This window comes from Dokdonia sp., assembly GCF_039945015.1.
Lineage (GTDB): Bacteria > Bacteroidota > Bacteroidia > Flavobacteriales > Flavobacteriaceae > Dokdonia.
This window is the reverse complement of record NZ_JBDUXP010000012.1, coordinates 298,454-321,860: the sequence shown is the minus strand read 5'-3', so window position 1 is coordinate 321,860 and position 23,407 is coordinate 298,454. Positions and strand designations below refer to the sequence as shown.

General features: G+C 33.5%; 21 protein-coding genes. 13 read left to right on the top strand and 8 right to left on the bottom strand.

Going from position 1 to position 23,407, the window contains the following annotated elements:
• Positions 1-140: 140 nt before the first annotated feature.
• On the top strand, positions 141-4,811 hold the full coding sequence (locus ABJD27_RS10420) for a M14 family zinc carboxypeptidase (protein WP_348162581.1): 4,671 nt from the start codon (positions 141-143) through the stop codon (positions 4,809-4,811).
• A 1-nt stretch (position 4,812) separates the two neighbouring features.
• On the opposite strand, the gene ABJD27_RS10415 is transcribed toward ABJD27_RS10420, so the two are convergent.
• Entirely contained in the window at positions 4,813-5,208 is a 396-nt protein-coding gene (locus tag ABJD27_RS10415; RefSeq protein WP_348162583.1) for a TerB family tellurite resistance protein, read from the bottom strand.
• A gap of 237 nt (positions 5,209-5,445) precedes the next feature.
• Here ABJD27_RS10415 and ABJD27_RS10410 point away from each other — a divergent pair, with 237 nt between their 5' ends.
• Positions 5,446-8,136: an SIR2 family protein gene (locus ABJD27_RS10410; RefSeq protein WP_348202034.1), complete on the top strand. Its 2,691-nt coding sequence runs from the start codon at positions 5,446-5,448 to the stop codon at positions 8,134-8,136.
• A gap of 55 nt (positions 8,137-8,191) precedes the next feature.
• Here ABJD27_RS10410 and ABJD27_RS10405 read toward each other — a convergent pair whose 3' ends face one another.
• Complete coding sequence (locus ABJD27_RS10405; RefSeq protein ID WP_348162587.1) at positions 8,192-8,386, bottom strand: hypothetical protein; 195 nt, start codon at positions 8,384-8,386, stop codon at positions 8,192-8,194.
• Positions 8,387-8,626: 240 nt separating this feature from the next.
• Between ABJD27_RS10405 and ABJD27_RS10400 the strand changes: the two genes are divergently transcribed.
• Positions 8,627-9,205: a sulfotransferase family 2 domain-containing protein gene (locus tag ABJD27_RS10400; RefSeq protein ID WP_348162589.1), complete on the top strand. Its 579-nt coding sequence runs from the start codon at positions 8,627-8,629 to the stop codon at positions 9,203-9,205.
• A gap of 50 nt (positions 9,206-9,255) precedes the next feature.
• Here ABJD27_RS10400 and ABJD27_RS10395 read toward each other — a convergent pair whose 3' ends face one another.
• The 3 genes from ABJD27_RS10395 to ABJD27_RS10385 all read right to left on the bottom strand — a co-directional run bounded on the left by ABJD27_RS10395 (position 9,256) and on the right by ABJD27_RS10385 (position 10,994).
• Positions 9,256-9,636 (bottom strand): nuclear transport factor 2 family protein, encoded by a 381-nt coding sequence (locus tag ABJD27_RS10395; protein ID WP_348162591.1) that lies wholly within the window; start codon positions 9,634-9,636, stop codon positions 9,256-9,258.
• A gap of 15 nt (positions 9,637-9,651) precedes the next feature.
• On the bottom strand, positions 9,652-10,050 hold the full coding sequence (locus ABJD27_RS10390) for a DUF4440 domain-containing protein (protein WP_348162593.1): 399 nt from the start codon (positions 10,048-10,050) through the stop codon (positions 9,652-9,654).
• Between the two features lie 68 nt (positions 10,051-10,118).
• Positions 10,119-10,994, bottom strand: coding sequence for an NmrA family NAD(P)-binding protein (locus tag ABJD27_RS10385; protein ID WP_348162594.1), 876 nt, complete (start codon positions 10,992-10,994; stop codon positions 10,119-10,121).
• A gap of 187 nt (positions 10,995-11,181) precedes the next feature.
• Here ABJD27_RS10385 and ABJD27_RS10380 point away from each other — a divergent pair, with 187 nt between their 5' ends.
• The gene (locus tag ABJD27_RS10380) at positions 11,182-11,526 is read left to right on the top strand and encodes a helix-turn-helix domain-containing protein (protein ID WP_348162596.1); all 345 of its coding nucleotides are present in this window, start codon (positions 11,182-11,184) and stop codon (positions 11,524-11,526) included.
• A 4-nt stretch (positions 11,527-11,530) separates the two neighbouring features.
• Here the strand turns inward: ABJD27_RS10380 and ABJD27_RS10375 are convergent, their stop codons facing one another.
• Positions 11,531-12,766, bottom strand: coding sequence for an FtsX-like permease family protein (locus tag ABJD27_RS10375; RefSeq protein ID WP_348163431.1), 1,236 nt, complete (start codon positions 12,764-12,766; stop codon positions 11,531-11,533).
• A gap of 1 nt (position 12,767) precedes the next feature.
• On the opposite strand from ABJD27_RS10375, the gene ABJD27_RS10370 reads away from it, so the two are divergent.
• From ABJD27_RS10370 to ABJD27_RS10355, 4 genes are all read left to right on the top strand, one after another.
• On the top strand, positions 12,768-14,051 hold the full coding sequence (locus ABJD27_RS10370) for a DUF1343 domain-containing protein (protein ID WP_348162598.1): 1,284 nt from the start codon (positions 12,768-12,770) through the stop codon (positions 14,049-14,051).
• A 31-nt stretch (positions 14,052-14,082) separates the two neighbouring features.
• Entirely contained in the window at positions 14,083-14,817 is a 735-nt protein-coding gene (locus tag ABJD27_RS10365) for a hypothetical protein (RefSeq protein ID WP_348162600.1), read from the top strand.
• 90 nt (positions 14,818-14,907) lie between these two features.
• The gene (locus ABJD27_RS10360) at positions 14,908-16,323 is read left to right on the top strand and encodes a S41 family peptidase (protein ID WP_348162602.1); all 1,416 of its coding nucleotides are present in this window, start codon (positions 14,908-14,910) and stop codon (positions 16,321-16,323) included.
• An 89-nt stretch (positions 16,324-16,412) separates the two neighbouring features.
• Entirely contained in the window at positions 16,413-16,718 is a 306-nt protein-coding gene (locus tag ABJD27_RS10355; protein WP_348162604.1) for a hypothetical protein, read from the top strand.
• Between the two features lie 125 nt (positions 16,719-16,843).
• Here the strand turns inward: ABJD27_RS10355 and ABJD27_RS10350 are convergent, their stop codons facing one another.
• Positions 16,844-17,236, bottom strand: coding sequence for a hypothetical protein (locus ABJD27_RS10350; protein WP_348162605.1), 393 nt, complete (start codon positions 17,234-17,236; stop codon positions 16,844-16,846).
• Positions 17,237-17,631: 395 nt separating this feature from the next.
• Positions 17,632-18,723 carry a DUF5074 domain-containing protein gene (locus ABJD27_RS10345; protein ID WP_348162607.1) on the bottom strand — a complete coding sequence of 364 codons (1,092 nt, stop codon included), beginning with the start codon at positions 18,721-18,723 and terminating at the stop codon, positions 17,632-17,634.
• Positions 18,724-19,157: 434 nt separating this feature from the next.
• Here ABJD27_RS10345 and ABJD27_RS10340 point away from each other — a divergent pair, with 434 nt between their 5' ends.
• From ABJD27_RS10340 to ABJD27_RS10320, 5 genes are all read left to right on the top strand, one after another.
• Positions 19,158-20,315: an ABC transporter substrate-binding protein gene (locus ABJD27_RS10340; protein ID WP_348162609.1), complete on the top strand. Its 1,158-nt coding sequence runs from the start codon at positions 19,158-19,160 to the stop codon at positions 20,313-20,315.
• A complete protein-coding gene (locus ABJD27_RS10335) occupies positions 20,305-21,333 on the top strand; it encodes an iron ABC transporter permease (RefSeq protein WP_348162611.1) in 1,029 nt (342 codons plus the stop codon). The genes ABJD27_RS10340 and ABJD27_RS10335 overlap by 11 nt, the downstream gene beginning before the upstream one ends.
• Entirely contained in the window at positions 21,330-21,845 is a 516-nt protein-coding gene (locus ABJD27_RS10330; RefSeq protein ID WP_348162613.1) for a hypothetical protein, read from the top strand. The genes ABJD27_RS10335 and ABJD27_RS10330 overlap by 4 nt, the downstream gene beginning before the upstream one ends.
• Positions 21,829-22,620: an ABC transporter ATP-binding protein gene (locus tag ABJD27_RS10325; RefSeq protein ID WP_348162615.1), complete on the top strand. Its 792-nt coding sequence runs from the start codon at positions 21,829-21,831 to the stop codon at positions 22,618-22,620. The genes ABJD27_RS10330 and ABJD27_RS10325 overlap by 17 nt, the downstream gene beginning before the upstream one ends.
• A gap of 143 nt (positions 22,621-22,763) precedes the next feature.
• Positions 22,764-23,315, top strand: coding sequence for a hypothetical protein (locus ABJD27_RS10320; RefSeq protein WP_348162617.1), 552 nt, complete (start codon positions 22,764-22,766; stop codon positions 23,313-23,315).
• Positions 23,316-23,407 lie beyond the last annotated feature (92 nt).

The window sequence follows — 23,407 nt, the reverse complement described above, 5'->3', positions numbered from 1 at the left end:
TATAGAAATATACGATGATTTTAATAAGGTTATTATGTATCAAATCTTACTTAGTACGCTTTCGCGAAAGCGTACTCTGTTTAAAAAAACGTATTTTAATATAATCAATAGCCATTCAACTAACTAACCAAAATATACTTATGATGAAAAAAGATACCCTAATATCTAGCATCTTATGGATATGTAGTACCCTATTTACAATTACTTCTTTAAGCGCACAATCTAATTTACAAGCTAAACGAATCTTAATTAATGCACCCACTAACGGACAGTTGCAGAGCATACAGCAATCTGGAATTGATTTACATTGTGGTGCTCGATTTAAGGGAACAGGTCTTGAATTAGACCTAAGTGGTAATGAAATAGCACAATTGGAACAGATAGGTATCTCCTATACGACAATAATTGATGATCTAAATACATTCCTTATCAATCGAGCTATTGAGACTAGACCGCAAGCTGAAGCTGAGTTACGTGCCATGAAAGAGGCTTCATTAGAACGTAAAAACACAAGAGCTTCTATAAGTACTGGAGAGACTACAATTCCTAGTTTTATACAAAGAGAAGCCTGCGACGAAATAGATTGGGTCTCTCAAAACTTTAGATTAGGCGGCTTTAATGATCCTGCTATTCCTTTTGGTGGTTGCCTTACTCTAGATGAAGTAATTATAGAACTTGACCGCATGCAATCTTTATATCCTGATCTTATCTCTGTTCGCATGGATGCTTCCCCTTCAGGGCAACAAACTTGGGGAAATACAACAGGAAGTGCTGCAGATCAGTTTGATCCACAAACCATCTGGTATGTGCGTATCTCAGATAATCCTAATACTAATGAGCAGGATGAACCAGAGTCTCTTATTACAGGAATGACTCATGCAAGAGAGCCTAGTAGTTTAATGAATATTATCTACTATATGTGGTGGCTTTTAGAAAATTATGAATCTGAGCCTGCGATACAAAATCTTATTGATCATCAAGAAATGTATTTTATGCCAGTAATGAATCCAGATGGTTTAAAATGGAACGAAATTATTGCTCCTACTGGTGCTGGTGGTCAACGTAAAAATTTAAGCCCTGGTGTATTTGACACAGGGACAACAAGTTTTAATAATAATCGTAGAGGTGTTGACCTGAATAGAAACTTTGATTACTACTGGGGATTTGATAGTTCAGGATCTACTAGTATTACATCACGAGATGATTATAGAGGCACAAGTCCTGCTTCTGAACCTGAAACTCAAATTGTAAAGGATTTTGTTCAATCAAGAGATTTTAAATATGCTATTAATCATCATTCTGGATTAAATGCTATTATCACCTCTTCTTATAATGGTGATCCAAATGCTTCTCCTTCTGGGCGAGAGGATGAATATCAAAAAATGTTACATGATATTACACGTTTTAATCGTTACATGCATGGTTCTGCTCCCGATATATTAACAAATGCAAATGGAGATACTAATGATTGGATGTTAGGTGGTGATCCTATTACATATACTGCAACAAATGGTATCACTTATACAACAGCTGGCTCTGGTAAAAATATCATTGCATTTTCTCCAGAAAATGGAGATGAGTTCTGGCCTGCTTTAACTGATTTTGTTCCTATTGCTAAACGTGCTGTACGAATGAATTTACTAACGTCATTCTTTGCTGGAAAATATGCGCGATTCCATGATTTAACTCCTGTACACGTTGAAACAACAACTACAACTATGGATTTTGCTATAGAATACTTAGGGCAAACTTCCAGTGATATTACAATAGAGATGACACCCATATCTGCTAATATCTCAGTAATCACACCTAATATTACACTACAAGGATTGGAAATATTAGAGCAACGTACGATAAACCCCTCTATAACATTAGATCCTTCTATTCAAGCAGGTGATGTTATTGAATTTCAGATACGTGTCAGTAATGATCTATATACCATCTATGAAACTACAATTACTAAATATTATCAGCCTTCAGTATTACTTGATGCTGACAGCATTACAAATTGGTCGCTTAGTGGTACTTGGTCTCAAACTACAAATGGATATAATGGAAGTACAAATGCCATTACAACAACTCCTTCTCCACCTTATGGAAATAATCTTTTAAGTTATGCAACACTTGTTACACCTATTGATTTATCCATTAATAATACTGCTATTATACATTTTAATGTTTTATGGGATTTAGAACGAAACTTTGATTTGGTACAACTAGAAGCAAGTATAGATGGAGGGAATGAATGGATTGGGTTATGTGGTAAATACACTAAATCCTCAGCGCAACCAAATACAAACGGTCATTGGTTAAAACCTTCAGAAATACAACATCAATCTACTAACGGAAGCTTTATTTATGACGGAGATTTAATTGTTGATGGTACTGACAAATGGATTATGGAAGAGTTTGTAATAAATCCTGACAATAATCAAGAAATTATTGGAGCTTCTAATGTCTTACTTCGCTTTAAATTTGATACAGATGCATCCAATCGCACAGATGGATACAATACTAATTTTGAAGGTTTCACTTTTGATAATTTCAAGATCATTGTAATGGATCAAGCTTGTGACACGAATCTTATTTCTTCATTTCCTTATGAGAATACTTTTGAAAATGGTATCGGGTTTTGGATTCAGAATAGTAATGATGATGGAAATTGGACAGAAAATGTAGGTGCTACAGCTAGTCCTGGCACTGGACCTATTGAAGGAAATGACACAACAGCTTCTGGAGGAGGCACCTATCTATATTTAGAAGCATCTGATCCTACAAATCCTCAAGTGACAGATCCAAATGCTATTGGTTTTAATGCTACTGCTATTTTAACAAGTTCCTGTATCGATCTATCTACTCAAGTAATGCCTACATTTCATTTTGACTATCATATGTTTGGAATTGATACAGGATCACTAGCTTTAGAAATAACTACAGATACTGGAGTACAGTGGACAGAATTATGGTCTCAATCTGGTCAAAACCCAAGTCAAACATCTCCCAATGCACCTTGGGTTACTCAAACTATTGATCTTTCATCGTATATAGGACAAGTAATACAATTACGATTTATAGGGATCACTGGAACTGATTTTAGAAGTGATATAGCTATTGACAATCTCAAGATTACTGTTCCTACAACCTGTCCGATGACGACTACCTTTAGTAATGGGGTATGGAGTAATGGAATACCAGATATAAATACCACAGCCATTATAGATAGCTTTTATTCAACAGATCTTGGAAATATTACAGCATGTAATCTTATCATAAATTCAGGAGGTTCCGTTTTTGTTAAAACAAATAGATATATACATATTGAAAATGATATTATTGTAAATGGGAACCTTGTTTCTCAAAATGCAGGAAGTATTGTTCAAATTCAAGATGATGCGACTACTATAAACAATGGTACAATACGTATATTTAAACGAACACCTCGTCTAGCACCAAGAGATTTTATACTACTCTCTAGTCCTATGACTGCTGAAACACGCCAAAGTGCTTATGGAAATGCAGATCGTGTATTTGGTATTATTCCTGAAAACTTTATTCCATATCAAGGTATTCCGAATGTGATTAATTTTATAGATGATAATGGGGATTATTTAGAAAGTCCTATTACTAATCTTAATCCTAGTGAAGGTTATATTTTATTTCCACAACCCAATAACGCTAGTAATAATGCAATATATGTACACGAGTATACATTAGGGACTTTAAACAATGGGGTGATTACAGCTCCTATACATTACAATGGACCTACAACAGCAAATAATTTTAATTTGCTAGGAAATCCTTATCCGTCTGCTATTGATGCTGATGAACTCATTACTCAAAACGATGCTCTTAATGAAATATACTATTGGGAGCACATTACTAATCCTAATACAAGTCTTCCTGGACCTGGAAATCGCAACTATGATATGGATGATGTTTCTATACGTACAATTGGCATGGGAATTCCTGCAGTAAATGGAGGAACAGCACCTGGACAATTTATGACTTCAGGTCAAGGTTTTATTATGTTTGCAGATCAGTCGCAAGTAGGATCTGATGTTGTTTTTAATAATGTAATGCGTGTTCTTACGGGTAATGCTAGACCACGTCAAGCCATAACAGACAATAAACTATGGCTAGGGCTTTCTACAAAAGATAGAGCATCACATAGTACTACAGGAATAACATTTACGCCAGAAACAACTCCTGAAATTGATGCAGGTTATGATAGCAAACGTTTACAGACAAGTATTTCCTTATTTTCTATTACTGAAAATAGAGAGCAATTAGCGATACAAGCTCGTGAATCTTTTGATACAGCTATAGAAATAGATTTAGGATTTTCAACAGAATTTTCTGGGAAACAAGAATACACAATATCTTTAGACAAATATGAAGGTGTAGATCTAGAACAAACATCTGTATTTCTCATAGATTATGAAAAACGGACTATCGTAAATCTTAAAAAACAAGCGTATACTTTCTGGTCAAATAAAGAAATCTCAACCAATCGTTTTAAACTTGTGTTTAAAGAGAAGGAAGTTCAAAAACCTGAAGAGATAGATTCTAATGATACGCTTACGTTATATCCAAATCCCGCAAAAAATCAAGTGCAATTAACGTCTAACGGGAAAGAACCCCTTTTATCTATATCAATTACAGATATACAAGGCAAACAAATTCAGTATCAAAAACTTGACACATCAAAAAACACACATACGATACATGTACATACATTACCTAAGGGCTTGTATTTTGTGCATGTTACAAATGCTCAAAATGTGGTCGTAAAGAAATTATTGATAGAATGATCTAGTTATAAAAACGCTTAAAGATTTCTATAAGACGCGTCGATGGAATCATGTTGTTTTCGTGCGCTTCCATTTCGTTTAAGATTTGCTCAATTGCTTCTGGGCGAATCCCTAGCTTTAGACCATAATTACGTAGTGCATCCATCTCTGCTATATGAGTTTCTTGATCTACGTTCATTAATAAAAGTAATCTATGGAACTGTGTGATACGTTGCATCTCTGTCGTAAGCACATTTACTTTTGAAGGATTGGCATGGATATGATCTACATCTTCTTTAGACAATCCTAAGCGTCCTGCAACGGCGAGTATAAAATCATACTCACGTTCATGTAATTCATTATCTGCCTTTGCCAATGCGATCATATCTGAAATGATCTGTTTTTTCTCTATATCCAAAGTACCTCGTTTTTTACAGCACAATATAGGGGATATTCTGTTTTTATGAAAGGGACAGATTACGGTTTTCCGTAGGGAAGTTTTGAGAAAGTGTTTTAGCTTGGACAACGATCAATATATAGCTGTGTTCATGATCTGGATAAAGAACACTTTTATCTAAAACAAGCTCATTGACAACCTTTTAAGTAAAAATTAAGTTATTTTTAAATATGTATTATTTCAAAAGCAGGATGAAGAATGAATAACATAGAAATACCCATTGAATTAAAGCAAGCCATAAGTGATAACAAATTAATAGTTTTTGTAGGTGCAGGACTTTCATACGATTTAGTAAATACTAAAGGGCAAGCTATAAAAGGTTGGGGAAATTTGGTGGAAGAAATTATAACTCAATTACAAAAAAAAGGACGTAATATAGAATCCCTCTTACCATTATTGGATACTTATGAACCAATAGAAGTATTACGTCTCATTCAAAAACATAAAGATTTTTCTAGAGATATTATTTATGATATCATAATTGATTTTTTAGAACTAGATGACACCAAAAACGATTATTCATTACACGAAAAAATAGCTAATCTTTCCAAAAAAATAATTACTACAAATTATGACTATGCTTTTGAAAAAGCTGTTCCAACATTACAGAGAAATAAAGCATATAAGGGGAAAAATTATAAATTAAATAAACACAAAAACTCTGATTCAGAATTACTTTTTAAACTTCACGGATGTCTTGATCACCCAGACAATATGATTCTATTTCCTGTAGATTATAAAAAGTTTTACAACTCCTCAAAAAAAGCACAAGACGAAAAATATGCATTATTCGTTTTAAAAAATATTATTAATAATAACTCCGTTCTTTTTATTGGGACAGGAATGGGAGATTTTCAAATCAATAACATTTTTAAAAAAATTAAACGAATTCAACATGACTATGGCAAAAAACATTTTATTGTAACTAATAAATCATTAGATAGTTCATTAGATTTTTTAACACCTATTCCTATAAAAGAGCATACAGAAATTTCAGGTTTTATAAATAAATTATTAGACATAAAGGAACAATATAAACCTCAAGAATCTGAAGAGTTTCTTAAACTTAAGAAACAACTTTTTGAATCTAACAAACAAATAAAAGAGCTTAAAAATGAAATAAATAAATCATATAATAAAGACAAGATATTAGAAAAAGAGGCTTTAAAACATTTTTCTAAAGGATTGAAATTTCATTTATCAAATGATTTAGAAAAAGCAATAAAAAGATACAAGAAAAGTATCAAATTCAAATCTGATTTTCATGATGTATATAATAATTGGGGAAATGCTTTAGGAAATCTTGCCAATACAAAACAAGGACTAGAAGCTGAAAAAATATACAAACAAGCTTTTGAAAAATACCAAAAAGCTATTGATATAAAACCTGATAAACACGAAACTTTTTATAATTGGGGAAATCATTTAGGAGATCTTGCCGAAACAAAACAAGGAACAGAAAAAGAAAAAATATACAAACAAACTTTTGAAAAATATCAAAAAGCCATTGATATAAAATCTGACTTCCATGAAGCTTTTAATAATTGGGGAAATTATTTAGGAATTCTTGCAAAAACAAAACAAGGACAAGAAGCTGAAACATTATTTCAACAAGCTTTTGAAAAATATCAAAAAGCCATTGATATAAAACCTGATTTACACGAAGCTTTTAATAATTGGGGAACTGATTTAGGAAATCTTGCTATAACAAAACAAGGAACAGAAAAAGAAAAAATATACAACCAAGCTTTTGAAAAATATCAAAAAGCCATTGATATAAAACCGGATAAACACGAAACTTTTTATAATTGGGGGAATCATTTAGGAACTCTTGCCATAACAAAACAAGGACAAGAAGCTGAAACACTATTTCAACAAACATTTGAAAAATATCAAAAAGCAACGGAAATAAAACCTGATTATCATCAAGCTTTTTATAATTGGGGAATTGATTTAGGAATTCTTGCTATAACAAAACAAGGAACGGAAAAAGAAAAAATATACAACCAAGTTTTTGAAAAATATCAAAAAGTCGTTGAAATAAAACCAGATAAACACGAAGCTTTTAATAATTGGGGAAATCATTTAGGAAATCTTGCTATAACAAAACAAGGAACAGAAAAAGAAAAAATATACAACCAAGCTTTTGAAAAATATCAAAAAGCCATTGATATAAAACCGGATAAACACGAAGCTTTTTATAATTGGGGAACTGATTTAGGAAATCTTGCTATAACAAAACAAGGAACAGAAAAAGAAAAAATATACAACCAAGCTTTTGAAAAATATCAAAAAACAACAGAAATAAAATCTGATTATCATCAAGCTTTTTATAACTGGGGAACTGATTTAGGAAATCTTGCTAGTACTAAACAAGGAACAGAAAAAGAAAAAATATACAACCAAGCTTTTGAAAAATATCAAAAAGCAACAGAAATAAAATCTGATTATCATCAAACCTTTTATAATTGGGGAACTCATTTAGGAAATCTTGCTAGTACTAAACAAGGAACAGAAAAAGAAAAAATATTCAACCAAGCTTTTGAAAAATATCAAAAAGCTATTGATATAAAACCAGATTATCATCAAGCTTTTTATAGTTGGGGAAATGCACTCATTATGCTTGCTTCAACAAAAACAGGAAAAGAAAAGGGTATCCTTTTTAAAGAAGCCTATGAAAAATGTAAAAGAGGTTTTGATTTAGGAAGCTCCCCATATAATCTCGCTTGTGTTTGTGCTTTACAAAATAAAAAAGAAGAAGCATTATTATATTTAGATCTAAGTCTTCAAAAAAGCAAAATCACGACAACTTTTGTTCTTGAAGATAATGACTGGAAAGCTTATCTAAATGATCCAGATTTCTTAGCGATTATAAAAAAATATACATAACGTATTCATAAAAGAGCAAAAAGAGCAAGATGCTCTTTTTGCTCTTACCAATAGATTAACAACCATTTGCCATGCTGCAATCAATTGGCACCCCATCACAATAACAAGCAACCCCTTCTCCTGGTCTACCCCAGTTTCCATCGATTTCAATTGTAATGTCATCATCATCATAAATTACATATCCACCTTGAATCCTTTTTTGTTCAGCAGCATTAAGTGCAGTTCCTAAGTTTGAAATCTTTTTAAGCATATTATAAATTATTTAATGAACTCCTACTCTATTCACAATAGGCTTTTCGGATACCGCCTTCTTTGGTTTAACTACTACTAAGAGGAAACTATCGTACTTTGTTACCCTATAAATGAAAAAAACGTAACGACAAGACATTACCATTTAAAAATGATATAGGAAGAAATCAAATAAGGGAATTCATTTCTTAAAGCATTTTAAAGTTCGTATCATTGAGAACAACAGATATCAAAACTCCATATGATCATATCCTACCTCATCAAAACCATTTTTATACACGTACACAGAACAGGGGGTTCAAGTATGATTAATATGCTTAAAAGAGCGTTACCGCCAGAGCAAGTAGATATCGTTGCACAACACGGGAATGCACAAACAGAAGACGCTGCTATTTTTGCTAATTTTCCAGACTATTTTAAATTTGGTTTTGTGAGAAATCCATGGGATAGACTGTTGTCTTGGTACTCATTACGAAACAAATGGAATCCACCTGTAGACTTAGAAACAGACAGAAAACAATTTGAGGAATTTTTGGAGTCAGATATGGCACTCCAAGGAGATGATTCCTTTTATTATAATCAGCTAGATTATTTTACAAATGTATCACACGATCTTGATCAAGTGACCATCTATCGATATGAGAACTATAACGAAGAAGTAAAAAAGATTGCTAAGAAGCTTGACATAACAATAGAAGAAATACCACAGGTAAACGAGACAACACCTAAGGATTATAGAGACTATTACACAGAAAAGAGTAAGGCATTAATAGAGAAAAAATGCGCCAGAGATATAGCGCATTTTGGGTATTCTTTTTAAAATCATATTCTTTTTGAGATGTCGTATTTTTCTATAAATGTTATATATTTTTAGTCCAACGGAAGTCCTAATGGGCAATCTATAAAATAGACCCAAGAGCCATCTTCCCGTTGCTTTACCACTTCGATAGAATTACCTTCTCCAAGGATAGTTCCACTAGGGTCTTTTACATGCCAATTACCTTGTAAGACACCTATATCTCCATTGATCATCTCTCCAGAGATTTGACTAGTAAGAACAGCCTTAGATGTTATAAACACCCCAAATACTTCTCTTAATGTTTCCATTCCTCGTTTTGGAGCTTCTGTAGGAGGGAAAGCCATTGTATACTCTGGATGGAAAAAATCTAAAATATTTTCCAAATCTCCATCTTGAATACACCTGCTTATTTCGGTAGCGATGTCTCGAGGACGCATTGCTTTTCTTTTCATATTCTTTTTTAACTATTATATTGTCACATCTGGCGGACGATTATCCATATCAAAAACTACTTTCCAATTGCCTTTTGTATCTTTTCTAAACACACAAATCACGCGTCCTGCTTCCCCTATTTCAGAGCCATCTTCTGGATCTGTCCCAGTTACTCTAAATTGCCCTGCGATATACCCTAAGTGCTCAGTGGCAATAACCTGCTCTTCTTTAAAAATCACTTTGGGTTGTATGGCAAAACTTCCTGCAAATCCTTCTTTTACAACAGGAATTCCTACTTGAATAGGCATATTGCTATTCATATAATTTATTTCTGGATCATATAATGACATCAATGCCTCTAAGTCATTATCATTAAATGCCTGCAACCACTGGTCTAAGGCAGTACGTATTTCGTTATTTAATTGTTCATTCATCTTCTATATATTCTATTATTTTTTTGATACTGAGTATGCTTTCGCGAAAGCGTACTTATTTTAAAACATTATAAACTCCATCGTACAGAATCTACCCATTCTGTTAGTGTTTGTGGGGTTACAGAAAGTAATTCATTTGATTTTGCAAAATCTTTACCAATAAAGCTTTCATGGTTTTGCTCCACATAACGATATAAGTTTGAAATCTCTCTTGCTGCTAGTGCTCCAAAACCTGGGATTAATTGTTGCTCAAAGTCATTGGGCGCTACTCCTATAAAATGAATATGGGCATCTATCTTTGTTCCAATAGTTTCAGCTATTTCCTCTCCTGAATATAAGTTCCCTCCTATGTATAGTACTTCTCCTGCTAGTTCTGGCTTTTGAATTGCCGCAGCAACATACTTTCCTAAATCTACATGGCTAATCCATGGTATTTTTTTGCCTGACGCCACAGGGTATGGTAATACGTGGTCATTTATAATAACAGGAATAGACCAAGGCGCTACAAGATTATCTATATATACATCGGGTACCACTGTAATGACATTCAGTCCAGAAGTATCTAGCATATGCTTCATCGTTACTTTCATATCTAATGCAAGTAATCCTGTTTCTTCAGTAGGTAAATAAAAAGTTGTATTAAAAACAACAAGCGGTACATGTTGCGCCTTTGCAGCTTCTATAAAATTTGCTGTATATCTCTTTGCAAGATCCATATCAAAAATCAAAGGAAGCATGAATACGGCAGCATCTGTGCCTTGTAATGCTGTTGCCAATGATTCTTTATCTTCTAATCCACCAGGAACAACTTTTATACCTGGTATAAGTGGCATACCTTCTGAAGTATTGCGCTTTAAAGTAACGACTTCATGATGTTCTGTTAATAATTGTTGAGCAATAGTTGCTCCTTGAAAACCGGTAGCTCCGGTAACGAAAATTCTCATGCGATTCTTTTTTAGTGTGTGTATACTCCATTTTTCTTATGTAAGAACTTCCTATACACTTTATGGTAATTCGATTATTTCAATATCTTTGACAAAATTACAACAGTACTCCATATATGACAAGTACCTACTTAAAAGTAAGGTACTTACAAAAAAGTATGTATTACTGATTATCAATATTTTAAATATGAAAGAAATTAAAAAAAATATAGAATCGTGTCCTGAATTATGCCCTGTAAAAGAAGCACTTAAGATTATAGGAGGTAAATGGAGACTTCAGATCGTTCATGAAATTGGGCATGAAAAACGAAGATTTGGGGAATTGAAACGATTAATTCCTGCGATAAGTGAAAAAATGCTTATCCAAGAACTTAAAGTTCTTACGTCATATGGAGTGTTACATAGAAAAGCGTATCCCGAGATTCCTCCAAGAGTAGAGTATTCATTAACAGCTTCTGGCAAAAGTGTATTGCCAATTATAAGTCAAATCGAAAAATTTGGTCAAGAGCTTATTGAGAATAATCTAACCTAAGTTGTTACTCAAATCGAATCGTCTTCACAGGATTAATCTTTGTAATGATATATGAAGGGATCAATAACATCAAGAGACAGAGTATAAAGACACCAAGATTGAGGATAAGAAGGTATCCTATTGGCATATAAACCGGCGCCTCACTTACATAATACGTTTCTGGATTGAGTTTAATAATCCCAAAGTACTTTTGTGCATAAATTAATCCAAGTCCTATTAAGTTCCCCCAGAAGAGCCCCATCCCAATAAGATACATGGCATTGTAAATAAAGATTTTCCGAATACTCCAATCAGAACTTCCTAAAGCCTTCAAGATTCCTATCATGCGAGTACGCTCCAGAATAAGAACTAGTAACGCTACAATCATATTAATTCCTCCTACAATAATCATAATAGATATGATCAATGCGATATTAAAATCAAAGAGTTTTACCCATTCAAAAATATTTCGATTACGTTCTATAACGGTCATGGATCGCAACATAGAATTTGAGTTCTTATACACTCTATTATTGATTTCTTGTACCTCATCAAAGTCATCTACAAAAATCTCAAAAGATCCTACTTCATCTTTTTCCCACTTATTAATCCTACGTATATGGCCAATATCTGCCATTAAATATACCTTATCAAATTCTTGGTAGGCACTTTCATAAATTCCTACAATATCAAGTCGTAATTGCCTCGGTCTATTAGAATTATCATCTATAAAAAAGACAATCACTTTATCACCTAGAGAAAACCCTAGTCTATTTGCCAGATAGCGACTCATAAGCATATCTGTCGTAATCCCATCGTTAGAAAACTCTGGAAAACGACCTTCCACCAAGTAATCATCTATCCGACTCCAGTCATAGTCGGCTCCAACGCCTTTTACAATAACCCCTTCAAAATCTGTTGCTGTACGTATAATACCAGCCCTAGCTGCTACGGCTTGTATATGTGTTACTTCTGGAACACTCTCAAAATCAGGATAAAAATCTTGATGAATTGATATAGGATTTACTGTTTCCTCACTATTATTCCCATCAAAATTTGAAATTAAAATATCTCCATTAAAAGCAGAAACCTTTTCTCTTATTTTATATTGTAAGCCTAATCCAGTTGCAATAGCAATGATCATAGCGATCATCCCAATAGCAATAGCAATGATTGCAATTTTTATAATCGTAGCAGAAGCACTACTTTTATACGATGTTGCCCCATTTAATCGTTTTGCTATAAAATATTCTAGATTCAAAATGCAGATTCTTTTGCTCAAAAATACCTTTTTTTTAACGCTCTTTATACTTATTTCGTGTGGAAATGGGAATACAAGTCCCAATACGAAGGGAGATGGTGAAAATTACGCTTTCGCGAAAGCGGACTCAACACAACACAAATCCGACGATAGGAAGAAAAATGCATCTATTATTGTAGGTGCCAATAGAACGTCTGAATACGTGCCTTTATTACAAGGCAAAAAAGTAGGAATCGTTACCAATCAAAGTGGTCTTATCTTTAAAACCGAAACACATCGCAAAGAAGAAAGTACCCATATTGTAGATTCTTTGTTAAGCCTTCATATAGATATAAAACGAGTATACTCTCCAGAACATGGGTTTAGGGGAGATGCAGATGCAGGTGAAAAAGTAAAAGATGGAAAAGATCCTAAAACTGGACTCTCCATTGTTTCTTTACATGGCAAAAGCAAGAAGCCAACACAAGAGCAGTTAGAAGGGATTGATGTTTTACTTTTTGACATACAAGATGTAGGTGTTCGTTTTTATACTTATATCTCTACATTGACATATGTGATGGAAGCTGCCGCAGAAAATGGAATTCCTGTGATTGTCTTAGACCGTCCTAATCCTAATGCGCATTATATAGATGGTCCTACCTTAGAGTCAGAGCACAGTAGTTTTTTAGGAATGCATCCTATCCCATTGGTTTATGGAATGACCATCGGAGAGTATGCTAGAATGGTAAACGGAGAGCGATGGCTTACTGATGGTATCCAGTGTGATATCACGGTCATTACCTTACAAAATTGGAGTTATACCTCTCGATATTCGCTGCCTACACGTCCTTCTCCTAATTTACCTAATGACAAAAGTATCAACCTTTATCCTAGTCTTGGATTTTTTGAAGGGACTACCATAAATGCAGGTCGAGGTACCGAGATGCAGTTTCAAATATTTGGATCACCCCATCTGGATGCTACTTATTTTCCTTTTGAATATACGCCTCAGCCTAATTTTGGAGCAAAGTACCCTAAAGAAAAAGGGGTTGTATGTCATGGGATGGATTTAAGAGATCAGGAGTATATGGCTAGAGTGAGTTTAGAATGGCTCATCGAAGCATATACAGCCCATGCAAACAAAGAAAAATTCTTTAAAACTGCAAGCTTTACCCTTCATGCAGGGACTAAAAAATTACAAGAACAAATAGAAAGAGGATACACTTTTAAAGAAATTAAAAAAGGATGGTATGCAGATATAGACGCCTTTAAAAGAACAAGAGAAAAATACATATTATATAACTAAATAAATATCAATTACAGTAAACCATTATTTAATGAAAATCAACTTATTACTATGTTTATTCTTTATTAGTTTCACTTCATTGGGACAAAGTGACTTTCTATTAGGAAAGTGGAAATTTGAAAAAATTCCTGAAAATATTGACATTGATGACTTGGGTTTAGAAATGGCAAAAGATCTTTTTAAGGATATGTCATTCTCTTTTGATGCAACAAATTACTCTCAATTTATAATGGGTAAATCAGAAAGCGGTACTTGGCGTTTAATAGATGGGGATAAGTATGAATTAACTGCTTCCAAAGGATACAGATTAGAAGTTGGGATTAAAAAAATTAGCGATACCCAAATTATATATACACAGGATAATATAGAACTTCAGTTATTAAAAACAAATGAGAAAGTTATAATTGAAAAGCAGACAAATACTTTAGACAAAATTGAAGGAATTATCATAAATCCAGAAACTTTAGAAAGTACTTGGATTTATAATGGGCAGATAAAAGACGGTAAAGAAAACCCACTAATTCTCAAACATGATACTGATGAGATAGTCAATTATACATTTAAAAAAGACCGTACTTTTATTAATCGAGCTCCATTTGGAATTGAATTAATAGGAACTTGGAAAATAGAAAATGATGGGAAAACTATACAGGTAGATAGTCAAGAAAAGTCTGAGTTTTTAAAAGTTGTAATGCTTAACACATCTGAACTACATTTATACAACCCTCTTAACGAGTCTATTATAAAATTTAAAAAGAAAAAATAAATGCTATGTTTACATGGTTCAATAATTGATAACACAATAGTCTGTTATATATGCTATGACGTATAACAATCTATAATAAATCCTATGCTTATGAAAAAGATACAAATTTTAGTACTCACCGTTTGTGTATCCCTCTCTATGATCACCTGTTCTGATGATCTGGATGATACGATACGCCCAGCATCCAACTTAGAAATTTCACAATTTATTTATAGAGGCCTTAATTTCTGGTCACTGTATAAAGCCGATGTGCCAGATCTAGCAAATGATCGTTTTGAAAGTGATGCAGAACGAGATGAGTTTTTATCTCAATTTGAAACTCCAGAAGATGCCTTTGAAGCATTACTATCTCCTAATGATCGATTTAGTATTCTTAGAGATGATTATATAGAATTAGAAAATGCATTAAGTGGGATACGTCGTTCTACAGGAATGCGTTTTTCATTATTTAATGATCCTTCAGGTAATGGAAATGTTTTTGGTCTTGTACGCTTTGTTATTAATAATAGTCCAGCACAAGATGCAGGAGTACAGCGTGGGATGATTTTTACAGGAATAGATGGAGTACAACTTACAAGTGATTCTGATTTAAGTGCCATTTTTGGACAAGATGCATTTACCATTAATCTAGCCGATTATGATACTACCACCGAGATATTTACACTAAATGGAACAGATATCACACTGGCACAAATTGAATTATCAATTAATCCTGTACATACTGCAAGAACCCTTACTGTAGATGGAGAACAAATAGGGTATTTACATTATACTGGTTTTACAAATGAATTTGATGAGCAACTCAATAATGCATTTGCTCAATTTCAAGCAGATGGAGTGACACATTTAATTTTAGATCTGCGCTACAACGGAGGTGGTTCTATAGAAACTGCAAATGATCTTAGTACGATGGTTACGGGACAGTTTGATGGGCAATTATTTATTAAGCAAACCTATAATGAAGATCGTAATCCTGATAATGAATTTGATCGTTTGTTTAATTCCAATATTGGAAGCGGAAATGGAGGAGCATCTATTAATAGTCTTAACTTAAATAAAGTATATGTAATTACCACAGGAAATACTGCATCTGCCAGCGAACTTATTCTAAGCGGTCTTGATCCATATATAGAAGTAGTCCAAGTAGGAACAACAACGTCTGGAAAATTTGAAGGGTCCTTCTTATTATATGACTCTCCAGATTTTAGAAGAACAGATAATATCAATCCTAATCATCGTTATGTCATGTTACCACTGGTATTACGATCTGTAAATGCCAATGGACTTACAGATTACTTTGATGGGTTTACTCCTGATATCCAGATTGCAGAAAACTTTGCAAATCTTGGACAACTAGGGGTTCAAGGAGAGCCTTTACTAGACGCTGTTATCGATGAGATCTTATTAGGAAGAAGACCAACTATTGATGTAGAAACACGTGAGACTCCATCCTTATTTGAGAGTGATCAAAACGATATATTATACCAACGTATGATGAATGAATAGACGGTTCCCGCTTTCGCGCCTGCCTGCCGGTAGGCAGGAAAGCAAATACAAAACATAATCAATAACATCATTGAATTATCATTTTCAAAATGGCAATATCAAAAAAAGGATTAAGGAGTATTGTTGTAAATGAAGATATCTTCTTCTGGAAATTTAATAAGAAGGTTTTTGTGATTCCAAATGAAGCAAACAATAGTTTATTAATAGTAGATTTTGGTTGGTATGATGTTTGGGACTATGCAAACAACGCTGCGCAGAGACCTCCTGATTTTGAACCCAGAACAGTGACCCCAAAATTTGTGAGTACATCTATCTTATATGCTTTAAATAATGGTTGGAAAAAGGGAACTTTTGAAATTGAGTTTAAAAAAGGAAACTATAGATTGAAAGGATAAACATATAAGTAGTCGTGAACTATTTTTGCGAACCTGCCTGCCGGAAGGCTAGAGTAAAAAACAGAAAACAAAAACCCCAAGATCATATCTTGGGGTTTTCTTATATAGTATGTAGAAAGTAATTCTTATGCAATATCACAAGAAGCTTCTCCTGGTACTTTATTTACCGCAATTCCTTTTTGCCCATCAATAGAAGCAATTGCTTGAATTGCATTTCCTGGAGCAATAGTACAAGGCTTAAGCGTTACCTCTACAGTAACATCTCCTTCCATATCTTGAGGACTTACATCCAGTACATGAAAAGCTGTACGCTCTTGATTTGCATTAGAGTCATAATAGTTCATCACAAGTCCAAATGAATTTGCGTTATGTCCATCATTTCCCCAAACCCAAGGATTAGCATTTACTTTTGCCCAAAATTCAATACCTGTAGGGTCTGTCATATTTCCGATTAGTACTTTTTCTACTCCTGGTAATCCTTCTGATTTTACGGTGAATGTAATTTTGTCTGCTGCCATTTTTTAAAGATTTAAAGGTTAATTGTTTTAGTAATTCAAAATAGGTTTTGAAAGGCATATATAACAGATGCATCATGTTATATTTTTCATTTCCATATTCTTACATCGCAAATATCTAGCACTTTACCGAATCTCACTACAGTATAAATACCTAATTATATAAAGCGGATAACTACCTGATTTTATTAAAAATTAAAAACAGGTACGCAATTGCTTAGCTTCAATAGCAAGAAAACAGCAATCAACAATCTATCTTACAATATTTTAAACAAAAACATATGTATTCCCCTCTAAATACAGCAACCATAAACAAATGATCATCAGGAGTACAAAACAAAAAATGCGAATATGTAAGAAACATATTCGCATTTTTAGCATTAGTAAGATTTTTCCTTCTATGGATTCACATATACATTCCCTGGGATAATCCCCACATTAAGCATTGTTGTAAGTGTATTATCTTGTAAATTATATATTTCTAATGTTCCATTATTTACAGAATTTCCAGCATTGCATCCTATCAATGTAGTGTTATTTAATAAGAACATATTAAAGAGATCTAATCCAGAAAGCTCTGCTGTAGCAGGAATAGAAAAATTAGAGGTATTTGTTTTAAAAACACTGCCATCTAAGTAATAATACAAATCATTCCCTACAATATTTAAATAATCAGGATGGTCTTGCATTCCAAATATAAAGATATTGATCACTTGATTATTTGCAGGATTAATACGTGTTAATGTACCCATTGTTTCATTTCCTGTAGATACTGGACTTCCTCCTCCTAATACCCATAAATCTCCATCTCCATCTAGTTGTAACGAGTTAGGTGCCTCTCCTACATTAATAGTAGATAAAACAAGGTCTACTTCTGGATCAATCACCGAGACTGTGTTATTAATGTTTACACCTCCTGTATTTATCACATAAATATTAAAACGATTAAACAACATTCTATCTGGTCCTTCTTCTACAGGAATTGTTCCTGTTACTGCATTTGTTGCAAGATCAATAACAGCTATATAATCATCGGTAGAAACTGAAGGGTCTCCCCAATTAGACACATATCCTTTTCCGTTTGCTTCAATAAAATATCTTGGGTTTTCTAATCCTGTCTCAATACGAGCCACTTCTTCAAAAGTAAAGCGATTTACAACAGTAATACGATTACTTCCATTTGCAACAATATATGCCAGATCACCTACAAACTCCATAGATTGTACTGAGTTTCCTAGATTATCATTTGTTACACTTTGAAAAATATCATTTGTTGCAGTCGTTAATCCTGCATTTATAAAAGAAACACTACCAAATCCTGTAGCAACAGGTCCTTGGTTGGTCACTAAAAGTCCATTCTCAAAAGGAAGGGGCATTTCTTCTGGATCTGGATCTGGGTCTATAACAAGAACTCCATCATCATCATTACTACAGGAATACAGAAATACTATACCCGTAATAGCTATCAGTAAAAATTTAAATAATTTCATAGTTTAATTTGTAGTTTTTATTAAAATTAATGCCGCTTTCCTACCTACCAGCAGGTAGACGTAAAAGCAATACCTTTATTTTATCACTTCAACAGAAATTGATAAAACGCAGATACTTAGCCAAAAGTATATTAGGATCTTATACTTTGTCTTTTGTTTATATAAGTACGTATGAATATGCATATTTAGATGTTCATACGTATTATAATATGCAAATTGGACACAAAGATATTCTTTTCTTCCTTCCTAAACAGTGTGTTGCGGAAAGTTAGAAATTAAAAAATGATGTATTACGCTTTCGCGAAAGCGTATATCAACATAGGTTTCAAAATATTACATACGTTTTTATATACTTATCTCTTCTCTTTATTATATGATCAGGTTTAAAATATTACTTTTGAAACATGAAAAAATACAGTCTATCTCTTTTTTTGATGTTAGCAATTTGCCTTTGCATCCTTTCTTGTAAAAAAGAAACCAAAGATGTTATTGTTGAGACTCCCACAGAGCAAACATTTACGGTAGACTATGCCACAGGATTTACACTTACAGAATTTCCAGACTACACCTTGTTAGAAGTCTCTGGCGCTTTTCCTGAAGCAGAAGACACGTATCGATATGCGCTTGTAAAAGAAACTCAAAATCATTCTAAAGGAGATGGTATGCTCTCTCTGGTAAAAGAACTAGAAAACAAAACTATTGATGCAATCATAAAAGTACCCTTACAATCTGTTGTGGTAACCTCTACAACGCACATTCCTTCTTTAGAAATGTTAGATGTAGATCAAACGCTTACTGGGTTTCCCAATCTAGATTATATCTCTAGTGAGCGCACAAGAAAACGTATAATCCATGGAGACATCAAAGAGCTTGGTCAAAACGAATCTATTAATACAGAAATAGCGATAGACCTTAATCCAGATGCCGTAATCGGTTTTGGAATAGATGGACAAAACAAATCTCTTAATACGTTAGAGCGTGCAGGGATTCCAGTATTATACAATGGAGATTGGGTAGAAAAAAGCCCTTTAGGAAAAGCAGAGTGGATTAAATTTTTTGGCGCTTTATATAATAAATCAAAAGAAGCAGATGCTATTTTTAAAACCATCGAGTCTGGATATTTAGAAACCAAAAAACTAGCTCAAAATGTTACTCAAAAACCAACTGTTTTAAGTGGTGCTATGTATAAAGATGTTTGGTATTTACCACATGGGGAAAGCTGGCCAGCTCAACTCATTAAAGATGCAGGAGGTCATTATTTATGGGCAGATACCAAAGGCACAGGAAGTATCGCTTTAAATATAGAGTCGGTACTAGAAAAAGGACAAGATGCACAATTCTGGATAGCTCCAGGACAGTTTGGGAGTTATAGCAAATTGAAAGAAGCCAATGCTATATATGCTAGTTTTGATGCTTTTAAAAATAAAAAAGTATACACTTTTACCTCCAAAAAAGGAGCAACGGGAGGACTTCTATATTATGAGCTCGCTCCTAACCGACCAGATCTCGTATTAAAAGACATTGTGTACTATCTACATCCTGAATTAGTACCTGAATATACACCTTATTTCTATACACCATTTGAAGACTAATCGTTCCTATATCATCCCTTTTATAATACTGATAAGTACACTTGTCCTGTGTTTTTTTATCAATATCAGTTTGGGTTCGGCTGCGATTCCATTAGGAGACGTTATAAACAGTCTTATAGGTGGTGATGCATCAAAAACATCTTGGGAATTTATCATACAAGATTATCGTTTACCCAAATCCATTATGGCTGTTATTGCTGGTAGTGGTCTTGCCATTGCTGGGCTCTTAATGCAAACGTTATTTCGCAATCCATTAGCAGGTCCATTTGTATTAGGAATTAGTAGTGGTGCAAGCCTTGGAGTTGCCCTATTTATTCTAGGCGGAACCGTCATCGGAATTTCTAGTGTACTAGCTTTAGGAAAATGGGGGCTTATTCTCGCATCTAGTACAGGAAGTTTTTTAGTCTTATTAATCGTCATAGGTGTCTCTACTAGAATACGAGATACTATGGCATTACTTATTATAGGACTTATGGTAGGAAGTCTTACCGGTGCTGTTGTAAGTGTGCTTTCATATTTTAGTAAAGCAGAAGAACTTCAACAATATATCTTCTGGTCATTTGGAAGTTTAGGCGATGTTTCTTGGGAAGGTATTTACATCCTTCTAGCATGCTTCACATTAGGTATTCTCATTGCGATTGCAAATCTCAAAGCGCTTAATGCGTTTTTATTAGGAGATCATTATGCAAAGACATTAGGAATCAATTACAAGAGAAGCAGGCTTTGGATCATTCTGGCGACGAGTTTACTCGCGGGTAGTATTACTGCATTTGCAGGTCCAATTGCTTTTATAGGACTTGCAGTACCGCATTTGGTTAGACAAATTATCCCTACCGCAAATCATCGTATTTTATTTCCTGCTGTGATGCTTGGAGGAGCCATCCTCATGCTTATTTGTGATACAATTGCTCAAGTGCCACTCAGTGAGTACACACTACCTATTAATGCCATTACTGCCTTGGTAGGAGCGCCTGTTGTGATCTGGTTATTAGTACGTAAAAAGAAATTATTGTTTTGATTTCTAAAAAAATATATGTCCCTGTTGTTGCTGGTATTATTTCACTACTAGCTATCACTGATTTCATGAGTATTGTTTTTGGCAATTACTTTCTTAATACACATATAGATCAAACGTTTATTAAATATGTTTTGTTATTTTTCATTCCGATTATGGAAGTGAGTTATACCAAGAAATTTGCTTTAGAAATAGTCGGTTGGATCACATCATTTGCCATCTACATATGCATCCTTTTTAATACTATGCATTGGTTTGACATACGTCCATATGTTATAATTGCTCTTATTGTTCTCCTTATTATTTTTATAAAAAATCACATAGATAGAAAAAGACTGAGGTATCTCAATCTTTTGTTTCAGCTCTTTTTCTTTATACGCATCATCATCATACTGAGTAAACCTAGCGAAGTATTATGGTGGGTTGATCAGTCTATTTGTTTTGCAATTCTAATGGCAAGTATTATGTATCTTACCCTGTATATTAAAAATCAATCTATTGAAAGAGCACAGTAATAACATCCTAAGCGTAGACAACCTCAGCATTGGGTATTCTTCAAAAAAAGGAGATACGATCATAGCCTCTGGAATTCGTGTCATCTTACCACAAGGACAATTGGTGGGACTCATTGGAATTAACGGTTCTGGAAAATCTACATTGTTACGGACTCTTTCAGGTTTACAATCTCCCCTTTCGGGAAATATAACTCTGAACGGAAACCATCTTTCAAGTACTCCGCCTCAAGAACTCGCGCAACAACTCAGTGTAGTGCTTACTGGGCAATCTATTTCTAAAAATCTAACGGTATTAGAATTGGTAAGTTTAGGAAGACAACCCTATACTAACTGGCTTGGCTCTTTATCCGAAACTGATAGTACAATCATTACAAAAGCACTTGAAGCAACCGATACAGATACGCTAAAAAACAAAAAATGTTATGAACTCAGTGATGGACAATTACAACGTGTACTCATTGCACGTGCGCTCGCACAAGATACTAGTGTCATTATCTTAGATGAACCCATGACACATCTAGATTTACATCACAAAGCAGCAGTCCTTAAACTCCTTACTCAGATTACACACGAACAACAAAAAACCATTTTGTTCTCCACTCATGATATTGAACTAGCACTTCCTTTATGCGATTATATGATTGTCTTACAAGAGGGAATTGCTAGAATGGACACGCCTCAAAAATTAATAGAAGATAACATTTTTAACACATTATTTCCTTCAGAAAATGTGCGTTTTAATAAAGAAACAGGTAGGTTTATTATCAATGAATAATGCTCTAATCCTATAGGCTTATCTCTATTTTTAATTTAGATTGTGGAAAACAGTATCGATTCTTCTATGGTTCATTTTCTTTTACTAGTTTAGTTCTCAACTACTATAATTAATTATACATAAAAACGTCGGGCATCATTCAAATGAAAAACATCTTAATTCTTTTTTTATTATTTGCAAATTTGAGTTTTGCACAGCAAAATAATATAGATAACGATAAGGAATTGGCATTAACATTATGCGAAGAATTCACTAAGAAATATTCAAAAAACAACTCCTACACCTATAATCAAAGGGTTTACATTAAAAATATAAAAATTAAACTTGACAGCTATAAACCTAAAAAAGGAGAAAGTATCTTAAGAAAACTTCATGCGCTTTGCCCTTCATTTTTGGAGTATTCAACCATATCTAGTAAGATGGTAGCAACGAGTAAAGGAAGACCAAATGCATATAAGCTTTGGGATAATTTTATAAATAGCACTAACAATATTTCTTGGACAGAAAATGAAAAAAACCAATTTTTGTATATCTGTAATTATGCACTATCTGAGAAAAAGAATAGTAAGCAATTATGTGAATGCACAATTGAAAAGATTTCTCAGAAATTAAAAGCCGATTACTTTCTAAATTTATCAACTTCAGAACAAGGATATCTTGGCGGGCAAGTTAGTTATATTTATTGCTCCGAATGACAAAAAAATATACCTAACAACGTAAAAATAATTGTTATTTTAGTCCCTAATTAAAAGTCATTGTTTTTTTGTCACGTTTAATTTTCTTGTAC